Origin of the sequence: Rhodomicrobium sp. R_RK_3 (assembly GCF_002198715.1) — a bacterium.
Classification (GTDB): Bacteria; Pseudomonadota; Alphaproteobacteria; order Rhizobiales; family Rhodomicrobiaceae; genus R-RK-3.
Genome location: NZ_MWLK01000015.1, coordinates 41,961 through 53,484 on the forward strand (window position 1 = coordinate 41,961; position 11,524 = coordinate 53,484).

General features: G+C 57.8%; 12 protein-coding genes. 8 read left to right on the forward strand and 4 right to left on the reverse strand.

From position 1 onward, the window contains the following. The first annotated feature begins 75 nt into the window (after window positions 1-75). Both BLEFHOIH_RS07020 and BLEFHOIH_RS07025 read left to right on the forward strand, forming a co-directional pair. On the forward strand, window positions 76-753 hold the full coding sequence (locus tag BLEFHOIH_RS07020) for a peroxiredoxin-like family protein (protein WP_088343816.1): 678 nt from the start codon (window positions 76-78) through the stop codon (window positions 751-753). A gap of 96 nt (window positions 754-849) precedes the next feature. Continuing rightward, complete coding sequence (locus BLEFHOIH_RS07025; RefSeq protein WP_348626029.1) at window positions 850-1,596, forward strand: class I SAM-dependent methyltransferase; 747 nt, start codon at window positions 850-852, stop codon at window positions 1,594-1,596. A gap of 725 nt (window positions 1,597-2,321) precedes the next feature. Here BLEFHOIH_RS07025 and BLEFHOIH_RS07030 read toward each other — a convergent pair. The 3 genes from BLEFHOIH_RS07030 to BLEFHOIH_RS07040 all read right to left on the reverse strand — a co-directional run bounded on the left by BLEFHOIH_RS07030 (window position 2,322) and on the right by BLEFHOIH_RS07040 (window position 6,037). Continuing rightward, window positions 2,322-3,617 carry an epoxide hydrolase gene (locus BLEFHOIH_RS07030; protein ID WP_088343818.1) on the reverse strand — a complete coding sequence of 432 codons (1,296 nt, stop codon included), beginning with the start codon at window positions 3,615-3,617 and terminating at the stop codon, window positions 2,322-2,324. 31 nt (window positions 3,618-3,648) lie between these two features. Then, complete coding sequence (locus BLEFHOIH_RS07035; protein ID WP_348626030.1) at window positions 3,649-5,046, reverse strand: epoxide hydrolase; 1,398 nt, start codon at window positions 5,044-5,046, stop codon at window positions 3,649-3,651. Window positions 5,047-5,230: 184 nt separating this feature from the next. Continuing rightward, window positions 5,231-6,037: a mycofactocin-coupled SDR family oxidoreductase gene (locus BLEFHOIH_RS07040; protein WP_088343820.1), complete on the reverse strand. Its 807-nt coding sequence runs from the start codon at window positions 6,035-6,037 to the stop codon at window positions 5,231-5,233. Window positions 6,038-6,956: 919 nt separating this feature from the next. Here BLEFHOIH_RS07040 and BLEFHOIH_RS26145 point away from each other — a divergent pair. The 3 genes from BLEFHOIH_RS26145 to BLEFHOIH_RS07050 all read left to right on the forward strand — a co-directional run bounded on the left by BLEFHOIH_RS26145 (window position 6,957) and on the right by BLEFHOIH_RS07050 (window position 10,171). Further along, window positions 6,957-7,172, forward strand: coding sequence for a hypothetical protein (locus BLEFHOIH_RS26145; protein ID WP_125461616.1), 216 nt, complete (start codon window positions 6,957-6,959; stop codon window positions 7,170-7,172). A 58-nt stretch (window positions 7,173-7,230) separates the two neighbouring features. After that, window positions 7,231-8,829, forward strand: coding sequence for a recombinase family protein (locus BLEFHOIH_RS07045; RefSeq protein WP_088343822.1), 1,599 nt, complete (start codon window positions 7,231-7,233; stop codon window positions 8,827-8,829). Between the two features lie 202 nt (window positions 8,830-9,031). Beyond that, window positions 9,032-10,171, forward strand: a complete 1,140-nt coding sequence (locus BLEFHOIH_RS07050; RefSeq protein WP_088343824.1) for a site-specific integrase — start codon at window positions 9,032-9,034, stop codon at window positions 10,169-10,171. A 16-nt stretch (window positions 10,172-10,187) separates the two neighbouring features. Here the strand turns inward: BLEFHOIH_RS07050 and BLEFHOIH_RS07055 are convergent, their stop codons facing one another. Continuing rightward, window positions 10,188-10,445, reverse strand: a complete 258-nt coding sequence (locus BLEFHOIH_RS07055) for a DUF2285 domain-containing protein (protein ID WP_088343826.1) — start codon at window positions 10,443-10,445, stop codon at window positions 10,188-10,190. Between the two features lie 123 nt (window positions 10,446-10,568). Here BLEFHOIH_RS07055 and BLEFHOIH_RS07060 point away from each other — a divergent pair, with 123 nt between their 5' ends. Genes BLEFHOIH_RS07060 through BLEFHOIH_RS07070 form a run of 3 tightly spaced genes read left to right on the forward strand, consistent with a single transcriptional unit; the run spans window position 10,569 to window position 11,512 of the window. Next, window positions 10,569-10,826, forward strand: a complete 258-nt coding sequence (locus BLEFHOIH_RS07060) for a helix-turn-helix transcriptional regulator (RefSeq protein ID WP_245296900.1) — start codon at window positions 10,569-10,571, stop codon at window positions 10,824-10,826. 58 nt (window positions 10,827-10,884) lie between these two features. Next, window positions 10,885-11,118 (forward strand): AbrB/MazE/SpoVT family DNA-binding domain-containing protein, encoded by a 234-nt coding sequence (locus BLEFHOIH_RS07065; RefSeq protein ID WP_088343830.1) that lies wholly within the window; start codon window positions 10,885-10,887, stop codon window positions 11,116-11,118. Continuing rightward, entirely contained in the window at window positions 11,105-11,512 is a 408-nt protein-coding gene (locus tag BLEFHOIH_RS07070) for a PIN domain-containing protein (protein ID WP_088343832.1), read from the forward strand. Before BLEFHOIH_RS07065 ends, BLEFHOIH_RS07070 begins: the two co-directional genes overlap by 14 nt. The last annotated feature ends 12 nt before the right edge of the window (window positions 11,513-11,524 follow it).

An 11,524-nucleotide genomic window follows, 5' to 3' on the forward strand; every position in this document is an offset into this window, starting at 1 on the left:
ATGGGCTTATACCCATTCCTTCGCGAATGGCCCAGTTCTTTCTTCAGGCACCGAGCCATAGCGAAAGAGAGCATCATGAAATTACAGGACCAACTCGACGCATTCCGCACGGACTTCGAATCCGGGAGGCTTTCGTTCAAGCCCACGCAGGCGCAGCTCGGCATCATACACCGCGCCACCGCCGAACTCATCGAGAGCGGTCAGGCCGGCCGCGCACTCAAGGCTGCTGATATCGCACCCCAATTCCAGCTGAAAGATGCCAATGAGCGCCTCGTCAGCTCGAGTGAATTGCTCGCGGACGGTCCGCTGATCGTAAGTTTCTATCGGGGTGTTTGGTGCCCTTACTGCAACATGGACCTTAAAGCCCTCGAAGCGGCCCGGCCGGAATTCGAGACGCGCGGCGCCCAACTGGTCGCGATCTCGCCGCAAACCCCGTCCAACAGCCGCAAGTCCCAGAGAGACAATGGCCTCAGCTTTCCGATCCTGAGCGACACCAACAGCGATGTAGCCGCCGCCTTTGGCATCCGCTTTCATTTGCCCGACTATCTGGTCGAACTCTACAAGGCTTTCGGCAATGATCTTCCCGTCATCAACGACGACGCGTCCTGGGTGCTCCCGATGCCCGCTCGGTACGTCATCGGCACGGGCGGCGTGATCGCCTACGCCGAAGTCAATCCCGACTATACGCGCCGCCCTGATCCTTCGGAGTTGCTGCCGGTTCTTGACCAGTTGCGCACCACAAAAGCGGCCTAACGCAAAGGTGAGCTGCTCAAGGACATAGCACCAAGTCTTCTCACGAGGTTGGACTAATATTTTTGAAGGCAGCGCGCCGCATTAGACGAACAGCCGATGGCTGCGACGTCATGGATCTTCCGCGTCGTCGCCGAACTCGCGCAAGAGGCTACGGGCATTGGCATCGCGAAAGAGAGAGAGAGAGCAATGCCAATGTCCAACGACCTCCACGCCGGACAAACCCTCTATACGCCAAGAGTTTTGCGAGCCTATGACTGGGTTGTGCTGGGACTGTCCAACACCTTGCTTTGGCGATGTCCCACCACGGTATTGCGGCAGCTGTACGACCGAAACGTCACCGCTAATCATCTCGACGTCGGTGTGGGCACGGGGTATTTCCTCGACAAGGCGAAATGGCCGGTCACCACCCCCTCGATCACTCTCCTCGACATCAATACCAACTGCCTGGACGCGGCATCTAGTCGAATTGCACGATATGCGCCACGGACGATTCTAGCCAACATCCTAACGCCTCTTCCGGCGCTTGGACCATTCCGCTCAGTGAGCCTCTGCTATCTACTGCACTGCTTGCCAGGCTCGATCACTGATAAGGCGGTCCTCTTTGATCATCTGCGGCCCGTGTTGGCCCCTGGTGCCCGCGTATTCGGCGCTACTCTCGTGCAGGGAACGATCCCGCGCTCTAGCCCGGCGCAGGCCCTCATGGACTTCTATAACAGCAAGGGCATATTCTCGAACAGCCGCGATACGGTCGAGGATCTGGATGTAGCTCTGCGTGACCGCTTCGCTTTCTCGAACATCAAGATCAAGGGATGTGTTGCCTTGTTTGAAGCGTATGTCGATTGATCCAAGCTGGGAGCTTCCTCATTCCCTAGCGCATTTCCACTTAGCTTGCTTGACGCATAGCCTGGATTTTTGAGGTGGTCGGCGCGCTCTGTGAGACATTAGCGCGATAATCTGGATGAGCGCACGGCTGTTTCTTGGTTCGGAGGTAGGGGTTCTTCGCTCTCTAATCGCAGGCCCGAAGGCAAGCCTTTTGGCATCTTTCTTTTGTTCGACCGCGCCGCCGGCTTTCTTTCGCCCCGACCGCGCACGCGATTGACCGGCGCGCGCAGGTGGTGTCAAGGCTGGCCGCGCGAGCGGCCACCGCCAGGCTTGGCCTTGGCGGCGCCGAGCACGCCGGCAGGCTGGATGGATTGGGCATGCCGGCCGTCTTACGGATCGTCTCGCCGAGTGTATCGCTCTCTACGCGGTCGCGGATGCGCCGCATCAGATTCGGCGTGTGAAGCAACGCGAATGAGGGGGCTCGTGCAAATAGCTTACGCGAGTATGTCAACCAAAACTGTAGCTTGGCTCGATTGAAGCTGACCGCGAGCTAGGCTTTAGCATAGTAGCTGATGCCCGGGTGTGCTGGGCAACGGATGATGGTTGGCTATATGTACGGGCCACGGTTCGAAGTACCCAACTGGGCCATCTTCGTCGACCAGCATCTCTCGCTCCAGCAAACTCATCAGCGCAAGCTAACCACCTCGCTGCAGCCGTGTGCGGAATGAAAAACAACGTGCCGGACGTTATCGGACCAATGCGAAGCAAGCGCGCATTTCGTCGACGAATATCCCTGGCTGCTCAAAAGCAGCAAAATGTCCGCCTCGCTGAGCGTCGTTCCAATAGAAGAGCCTGGAATAGAGTCGTTCGCCCCACAGCCTTGGCGGACGAAAATTCTCTCCGGGGAATATCGTCACGCCCACCGGGATATCGAGCTTCCGGGCGCTGAAGTCAGTGTAGAAGCTCTCAGCATAAAGCCTTGCCGAGGACGCGGCTGTGGCGGTGAACCAATAGAGACTGATGTTGTCGAGGATTGCGTCGCGGGTAAGCACGCTTTCTGGATCGTATCCGCTCTGGGACCATTCCGCGAGCTTCTCATAAATCCAGGCGGCTTGGCCCGCCGGCGAATCGGTCAGGGCGTAGCCAATCGTCTGCGGACGCGTCGCTTGCAACCGAGCATAGCCGGATTTCTCCAGCGCGAATGTGCGTAGCATTTCAAGCGCCGGCTTTTCCACGTCGGCGAGTTCGCCTTGCAATGGCGGCGGGAACATAACAGGCAAGTTGATATGAACGGCGGCTAGGCCGCGCGCATGCTGCGCGGCGAGCCAAGTCGTTACGCCGGAGCCCCAGTCGCCGCCCTGTGCCACCCAATGGCTGTAGCCGAGCCTCATCATCAGTTCCGTCCAGGCCGACGCGACGCGTGGCAATCCCCAGCCCCTTGTGACGGGCTTGTCGGAAAATCCGAAGCCGGGTAACGAGGGAATCACGAGGTGAAAAGCATCATTCGGACGCCCCCCATGGGATGTTGGATCTGTCAGCGGTCCGATCACCTTGAGGAACTCGAAGACGGATCCCGGCCAGCCATGGGTCAGGACCATCGGCAAGGCATCAGCGTGCCTTGAGCGAATGTGCAGGAAGTGGATGCCCAGGCCATCGATGCGCATACGATACTGCGGAAAGGTATTGATTGCCGCTTCTGCGCGCCGCCAGTCATGAGACTTCCGCCAATATTCGACCAAAGACTGGATTCTCTCGAGCGGCAGGCCCTGCGACCAGTCCGACACGAGTTCTCTTTCAGGCCAGCGGGTCATCTCCAGCCGGCGGCGTAGCCCATCGATTGCGGCCTGCGGCACGTCCACCTTGAACGGTACGATGTCCGTCGTCGCGGGGGGCAGGTGAGACGATAGCACATCATTGGCGCTGCCCCGTTGCGTCAAGCCAGCTGTGGCTGCCAACCCGAATAGCAACGCGCGCCGACCAATTAGCGGAGTGGGGCTATCCTGAATTGTAGCGTCGTGTTCTCTGGGTGCTTTGGCAGTCATGATCGTTTCATAACGTGTGACGAGATGGTGGTCAGCGCAGCTTGGCGAAACAACTGCGCAGTTCGTTCACAAACACTGCAGGTTGCTCAAGTGCCGCGAAATGGCCGCCCTTGGACAATTCATTGAAATGGATGAGCTGTGGGTAGGAGGCCATTGCCCAGCTGCGGGGCACCCGAAAGAGTTCCTTTGGAAAGACACTGATGCCAACGGGAATCTCGATCGTGCCGCCCGCGAAGCTTGCGGGATAATTCTCCCAATATATTCGGGCTGAGGACGCCGCTGTATTGGTCAGCCAATAGAGTGTGATGTTGTCTAAAATCTCATCGCGGCTGATGGCGCTTTCGACCACACCATCATTGTCTGTCCACGCTTGGAATTTTTCATAGATCCACGCAGCGTGCCCCACCGGCGAATCGGCCAGCGGATAGCCGACGGTCTGCGGCCGCGTGCCTTGTTGCTGAAAATAGCCGAAACCATCCGTCCGGAAATGTTCGGCAGCATCAATGGCGCGTTGCTCTTCGGTCGACAATCCTTCGCCGGGAAGCGCGGCGGGAAAAACGAAGGCCCAGTTAAGATGTATTCCGGCTAGGCCCTGCGGTTTCATATGGCCTAGCGCAGAGGTAACCCCCGCTCCCCAATCCCCGCCCTGAGCGACCCACCGGTCATAGCCAAGCCGCTGCATCAACGCCGCCCACGCCCGAGCGATGCGCGGAACTTTCCACCCGGCTTGCTTCGGCTTGTCGGAGAAGGCGAAACCGGGCAGCGAAGGCGCGATGACATGGAACGCATCCGAAGCCGCGCCACCATAAGCGGTCGGGTCGATCAACGGTCCGATGATGTTTAGGAATTCGACGATTGATCCCGGCCAGCCATGGGTAATGAGCAATGGCAAGGCGCTTTTGTGGTGCGAGCGAGCATGAATGAAATGGATGCCTAGTTCATCGATCTCTGTCCGAAACTGCCGAAAGGCGTTGATCCGTCGCTCAAGGCGGCCGAAGTCGTATCGACTACCCCAATATTCGACTAGTTCGCGCATGCGCGCCAACGGTACCCCCTGGGACCAATCGGCTACTGTCTCGCGCTCGGGCCAGCGGGTGAGCATCAACCGTTCGTGTAGATCGGCAATTGCGTCTGGGGGAAATTCCACGCGAAACGGAGCCAAGCCAGCGTCGCTGTCAGCCGGGCCTAAATCCATCTGAGCTGCGCTCCGTGCCGCGTCGGATCCAACCATCACACCTGCCAAAGCGGCCAGCGCCCCCGCGCCTTTGAGGACCGATCGGCGCGAGAGAGGCGCTACGTTCGTTGGCGGATAAATTGTCATCATCTTGGACCCCGGCTTCCTAGGAGCGTCGATATCGAGTTCGGCAGTTGAGGCCGTCGGTATGGAGCGCGATGTCACGCCCGTGGTCGAAGGAGACTGGTTGCTCATGATTCTCTTCGGTAGGCTGTAAGCAGCAGCGGCCCTTGTCTGACGCTAGCCGGAAATAAAGATTGGTTTGACCGGCGCCGGTCGCCACTCAAGACCATATGATCGTGACGACGCAGTGGACGGAACCGACGGCGGCCAAGATCACGCCGAGCACCGTCAGGATCCCACGCGCCATGCGCCGACACTAGAGGTTGACCAACCCTGCATCGACTGCCAGCGTGGTCCCCGTGATGAAACGGCTCCTGTCGGAAGCAAGAAAGAGCACGGCTTCGGAGACATCGGCTGGCTCGACGGCGGGGATGGCAAGCGCATTGTTATAGGCGGATCGCAGCCGTTCGCTGATGCTTTCCAATAGTTCCTGCCGGATCGAGCTCATCATTCCCGTTCCCGATACGGCCGTCGGACAAATTGCGTTAACCCGGATCTTGTGGTCAGCCAACTCGAGGGCGAGTGAACGAACAAGACCAATGATCCCATGCTTGGAAACGCTGTAGGGTTCGAGGAATGGGAGTCCTACGAGGCCGGCAACTGATGCGATGCCTATAATCGATCCTCCGCCGCGCGCGATCAGATGTGGGACTGCGATCTGCATCGTATTCCACGTCCCGGTGAGATTGACGCTGATCGTAGCGTCCCACTGCTGAGGCGTGAAGTCGGCGAGGCGGCCATCCGTCACCACGCCAGCATTGGCCACCACGATGTCCAATCCGCCGAGTTTGTAGACCAAACGATCGACGGTGTCCTTGAAGGTCTGAAAATCCCGAATATCGAGCTGGGCGGTGACAATCGTTCCGCCAGCTTCCCGAACCAAAGACGCGGTAAACTCCAGGTCTTCCGGCGTCGCCATTGGATAACTGATGCCGTCGATTGGCGCGCATATGTCAATTGCGATCACGGCGGCGCCCATCTGCACCAACCTGACAGCATGGCTGCGCCCCTGTCCTCTGGCCGCACCGGTAACCAACGCTATTTTGCCTTCAAGGTCGCTCATGGCCTTCTCCTATTTTCCAGGCGTACCGTTGCCGCCGCTAACGGAAAGAAGAGGGGCGCAGGTGCCATTTGCAAAATTAGCTAAACGGCGCAGTTGATCCGCGGCGAAGGGTTTCTATCGAAACACCTTGATGAGTAGGTGGCCTCTATAAGCGCCCCAAGCCCCCCTCAAGAGGAATGATCTGACCAAAGTGTTCTTACGAAGTATCTTCGTCTAAAGAGGTGTTGATGGGAACACGTTCAGAAGGATGGGACGCGGAATACCAGGTATTCTCGTGTAGAATATTTCGTTCTCTGGGATGGACTTCCCCTACGAGGCGGGTCTCAGTTTGAATCAAGACTAACAGGGCATTGATGCCATCAGGAGCGACCGTCCCACAGCTTACATCGGCCCTGGTGCCGAGATGGTTTTCTCGATGGCCCTTGCGATGATCGGGGGAATGCGCCAACCGGTGCGACCACCTTTCTCACAGCTGCGACTGCGCGCCACCGCAACCCGGACCGTAATGCCGGGCGAACTTGAGCAACCAGTCCTCGATGATCTGCACGGGGCGTGTGAGCGGAGGTGGTCCAACCGGCCAGCTTCGCCGGCTAGGGATGTCTCTTACCTAGAACAAATTATGAGCTCATGCCAACCGTCATCGCTGCGCCCGGGCTTGAGGATCCTGCGTCTGCGGCGGAATGCTTGCCGCGAATTCGCCAAAAACTCACGCCTTTCCTTCAGTAATCTTCACAAATCTGCACAATTTACTTGATTGAGGTCCTGCCCGATCGTGCGTCACCTTATCAAAGCGCTAGGTATCTCGCCCGGAAGGTTCGCCGACCATGTCGCAGCTCAGCATATCCCCTCTTTCAGGTCTGTCACCGCTTCGGCTGAACCCTGTAAACGCCGAACCTCCGCTGCAGCTTGAGTAACGGCCATGAGTGAGAAGGACACAAGGGGAGCCAAGCTGTCACCTCAAGTACCTGTCAACGACAGTAAGACTGCGTCTGCCGAAAGTATTACCGCGCGAATCCTCACCATCGCTCGCGTCATTGGCAGACAGATCGCGCGGGAGCAGCTCAAGGCATCTGAGGCAGCCAATGACAGAGAAACCAACAGGGTAAAAAAGCGGGATGGCTGCCCAAAATACTAGGATGGCCCCAATTTCCTGTCATTCTTGTCGAGATAGCAGGTAACAGAGGAGCTGCGGTATGCACGCGGCTATCTACGCTCGTTTTTCAAGTGATCTCCAGGACGCACGGTCATTGACGGATCAGATTTCATTGGCAAAGAACTATGCCTCGGCTCGCCAACTCCCAGTCGTGTCGATCTATGAGGATGCCGCCCTATCAGGGGCAACGATCATCAATCGTCCAGGCATGCAGCAATTGCTGGAAGACGCAGCAGCGGGGCGGTTCGACCTCCTCATCACGGAGAGCATTGACCGCCTTTCGCGCGGGCAGGCCGACATTGCCTGGCTCTATGAGCGGCTGACATTCTTTGGCGTGCGGATCGAGACTTTGGCCGATGGTCAGATTTCCGAGATCCATATTGGCCTGAAAGGCACGATGGCGGCGTTGTTCTTGAAGGATCTGGCTCAGAAGACCCGTCGCGGCCAGATCGGTCGCGTGAAGGCTGGCCGGATCCCGGGCGGGAAGAGCTACGGCTATGACGTGGTCCGCGCCGGAGGCGAGAGAGGCGAGCGCACCATCAATGAAAACGAAGCCGCCATTGTGCGGGGGATCTACCGGGACTACGCGGCTGGGAAGAGCCCACTGGCCATCGTCTCTGAACTGAACCAAGAGGGCATTCCTGGGCCGAGTGGGGGCCGCTGGAACGCCTCCGCCTTGCTGGGCTCCCGCAAGCGTCGCAATGGCATCCTCAACAATGAGCTCTATCGCGGTGTCATCGTCTATAATCGACAACGCTTCGTGAAGGATCCGACCACGGGTAAGCGCCTTGCGCGGGAAAATCCGGAAAGCGAGTGGCACCGTCAGGATGTGCCCGAATTGCGCATCGTCGACGATACGGTCTGGAACAAGGTCCATGCCGTTCGCGGCGCACGAGGCGGACCACATCTCTATCAGCGCCGACGACCAAAGCGCCTGCTTTCGGGGTTGCTCCGATGCGCCGAGTGCGGAGGCAGCTTCAGCGTGGTCAAAGACGAACGAATGCGCTGCTCGACTCTGACCAATTCAAGGGGCTGCTCGAACACCCGCACGGTCAAAGTCAGCGAGGTCGAGGAGAGGGTGCTTGCCGCCCTCCAAAACTACCTCCTCGCACCGGAAATGGTGGCCGCGGCGGTCCAGGCCTATCGCGAGGAACGGCGGCGGATTTCCGAAGACCGGCGCAAGCGCCGCCACGTCTTGCTAAAGGATGCGACAGCGGTCGAGCGACAGCTCGATTTCCTCATGAAGATGGTGGGAGAGGGGGCAACTGACCTCGAAAAGAGCAGGCAGCGTTATATCGAGCTTACGGCCGAGCAAAGCCGGATCGCCGAAGAGCTTGCCGATGCTGGCAATCCCGACGCGATCGAGTTCCATCCCGAAGCGGCCGAACTTTACCGGGCCAAGGTCGCCGATATTCATAACGTGTTGAAGAATTCCGAGGCTGCCTGTCGGGAAGCGATCGTGGTTGTGCGTGACCTAATTGACCATATTCTCGTCACGCCTGCAGAAAAGCCGACTCCTGTCGGGCTTACCGTGGTTGGGAATCTGGCGGCTTTATTGTCGGAGAACCCTTCCGGAACAAGGGTGGCTGAATCGTTGGTTGCGGGGGCAGGATTTGAACCTGCGACCTTCAGGTTATGAGTTTGTCGACTTCGGTTCGCGGGGATGCACGACTATTCTCCGAATTTCACTAACTCACTGTTTTGTATTTGATATTTGACCAGGCGGGTTACCTCGCTTACTATCGTTTTCACAGAAATTCTGATCCATTTGTAACCCATGTGTAACCCAGGAAGTTTCGGTGCTACACAAATGGGTCGCGGCGTTGTTCCGGATTTAGCGCATGTCAAAACTTTCAAAGCGCGTCGTCGAAGCTTTCCCTGTCGAGCCCCGGGATCGAGATTTTTACGATGACGAAATCAAAGGCTTCGGCGTGCGGGTGCGTAGCTCGGGCAGACGTACTTACTTCGTCATGACGCGCCTTAATGGTGTAATGCGTCGCTTTACTATCGGCTCTCATGGGCCGGTGACGGCGGAGATGGCGCGCGCGAAGGCGAAGCTGCTGCTTGCCGATGTGATCAACGGGAAAGATCCAACGCTCGGCAATAAGAGAGCGAAAGCGGGAGACAAAATCTCGGATCTTTGTTCACGGTTCCTCGCCGAGTATGTGCCCGCTCATTGTAAGGCCAGCACCGCGTTCGAGTACAAGCGTTCCGTCGAGCTTTTCGTGCTGCCCAAGCTCGGCGAACGCCCTATCGCCGAAATCGAGCGCAGGGACATTATGGCGCTCCATCACGACATGCGAAATATTCCCTACCAAGCCAATCGAACAGTCGGCGTTCTTTCCGTCATGTTCGCGCAGGCAGAACGATGGGGGTTGAGAACAGAAGCGTCCAACCCCTGCCTTGGAGTGAAGCGGTATAAAGAAGAAAAACGGGAACGGTTCTTATCACCGGACGAACTGCAACGGCTTGGTAACGCGATGAAAGACGCTGAAGTGGAGATGCCTTCGGCGGTCGCCTGTTTCCGGCTTCTGATACTGACCGGCTGCCGATTGAGCGAAATCCAGACGCTGCGTTGGGAGTATGTCCGGGATCGGATGATTTATTTGCCGGACTCAAAAACTGGCAAGAAAACCATTTATCTTGGCACGCCCGCACTCGAGGTGCTGGAAACCGTCCCGCGTGTTCCGGGTAATGCCTACGTCATCGCCGGGCGCGTGGAAGGACAGTATTTGTCGGATCTACAAAAGCCTTGGCGACGCATCCGCGCTGCCGCCGGGCTTGAGGACGTCCGCATCCACGATCTCCGCCATACATTTGCGTCTAATGGCGTCGCGCTCGGACAGGGTTTGCCAATCATCGGTAAGCTCCTCGGTCATAGCCAAGCGCAAACGACAGCTCGCTATGCTCATCTTGCGGCCGATCCCGCTCTGGCCGCCGCCGACCAAATTTCCACGCAAATCGCAGCGGCGATGAAGTGACCGATCAGGGAATGAATTATTGTTCCGCTTGCAGCAAGTACCTATAGCCCTGTCGCGTCATCCACTCGGCGCGCGAGAGATGCGCTCGCCAAATCCGCTTTGAACGCCCCGGTTGCTTCTCAGGATCAATTCCTAAGATCAGGTGCGCCGCCACACGCCAATGAACCCCTGCGGCCTTCGCATCGAGCAGCCGAAGATAGGCAGCGAAATGCGCTTCGTCGAACGACGTGATGGCATTGATCATTGGCGGTTCATCGGAACGTGTACGTGTCATGCGATCGTTTGCCTGTCGCGAAAACACCGACTGATACGGCTTGGCAACCAAACCGCCAGTGCTATTACATACTATAGTAGATAAACCTTAGAATATGTAACCGTCAGCTTAACGCGCATGGATATGCGCAAGCTGGTGGGCCGAAATTTTGCCCGAATACGCCGCGAAAAAGGGTTCACGCAGGAGCGCTTCGCGGAACTCTCCGGCTTTACGCAGCAATATCTGAGCGACCTCGAACGGGGCCTTCGCAACCCAACCATCGTCACGATTTATGAGATCGCAATTGCGCTCGGCGTGAGCCACATGGAAATTGTGATGCCTGACCAAATCGAGGAGGCGGGAAGCCCAATCACCGATGCGCCTCCAGCTCAAAAATCTTGATTAAAAGCGATTTGCGCTTAAGATATACGATGACCGTTTTGTATATCAAGGATGCATCATGCAAGTCTCTCGCTGGGGAAACAGTCTCGCGGTGCGTCTCCCCACCGCCATTGTCGAGGCCCTCGGACTGAAGGAGGGCGACGACATCGAAATCCACGTCTTGGGGGAGAAGGTGCTGGAGGTCACGAAGACACCGTCCGCGCAGGAGTTGCTCGACCGTTTGCGCAAATATCGAGGGCGCCTACCGAAGGGATTTCGTTTCGACAGGCTGGAAGCCAATGAGCGAAGTTAGGCCGTTCTTCGACACCAATATCCTGCTCTACCTGTTATCGGACGAAGACGGCCGCGCCGACACGGCGGGCGCTCTGTTGCAGTCCGGCGGCTTGGTCAGCGTTCAGGTCTTGAACGAATTCGCAAGCGTGGCGAAACGCAAGCTCGGCATGGACTGGGAGGAAATCGCCGATATCCTCGGTGTGGTGAAAGCCGTCTGCAGCGTGGTACCGGTGGCCATCGACACGCACGAACTCGGGATTTCGATCGCGAGGCGGTACGGCTTTACGGTCTATGACGGAATGATCTGGGCCGCCGCCCTTCTGACGGGGTGTCCGGTGCTTTACTCCGAGGATATGCAGCACGGCTTCGTCATTGACGGGACCGTGTTGCGAAATCCCTATGCGGAGAGTTGATGCCGCCGATCC

Excerpts from the sequence above, each read along its gene's own strand:
- BLEFHOIH_RS07020 (WP_088343816.1), top strand. The coding sequence starts at position 76 with ATGAAATTACAGGACCAACTCGACGCATTCCGCACGGACTTCGAATCC.
- BLEFHOIH_RS07025 (WP_348626029.1), top strand. The coding sequence starts at position 850 with ATGGCTGCGACGTCATGGATCTTCCGCGTCGTCGCCGAACTCGCGCAA.
- BLEFHOIH_RS07030 (WP_088343818.1), bottom strand. The coding sequence starts at position 3,617 with ATGACTGCCAAAGCACCCAGAGAACACGACGCTACAATTCAGGATAGC.
- BLEFHOIH_RS07035 (WP_348626030.1), bottom strand. The coding sequence starts at position 5,046 with ATGAGCAACCAGTCTCCTTCGACCACGGGCGTGACATCGCGCTCCATA.
- BLEFHOIH_RS07040 (WP_088343820.1), bottom strand. The coding sequence starts at position 6,037 with ATGAGCGACCTTGAAGGCAAAATAGCGTTGGTTACCGGTGCGGCCAGA.
- BLEFHOIH_RS26145 (WP_125461616.1), top strand. The coding sequence starts at position 6,957 with ATGAGTGAGAAGGACACAAGGGGAGCCAAGCTGTCACCTCAAGTACCT.
- BLEFHOIH_RS07045 (WP_088343822.1), top strand. The coding sequence starts at position 7,231 with ATGCACGCGGCTATCTACGCTCGTTTTTCAAGTGATCTCCAGGACGCA.
- BLEFHOIH_RS07050 (WP_088343824.1), top strand. The coding sequence starts at position 9,032 with ATGTCAAAACTTTCAAAGCGCGTCGTCGAAGCTTTCCCTGTCGAGCCC.
- BLEFHOIH_RS07055 (WP_088343826.1), bottom strand. The coding sequence starts at position 10,445 with ATGACACGTACACGTTCCGATGAACCGCCAATGATCAATGCCATCACG.
- BLEFHOIH_RS07060 (WP_245296900.1), top strand. The coding sequence starts at position 10,569 with ATGCGCAAGCTGGTGGGCCGAAATTTTGCCCGAATACGCCGCGAAAAA.
- BLEFHOIH_RS07065 (WP_088343830.1), top strand. The coding sequence starts at position 10,885 with ATGCAAGTCTCTCGCTGGGGAAACAGTCTCGCGGTGCGTCTCCCCACC.
- BLEFHOIH_RS07070 (WP_088343832.1), top strand. The coding sequence starts at position 11,105 with ATGAGCGAAGTTAGGCCGTTCTTCGACACCAATATCCTGCTCTACCTG.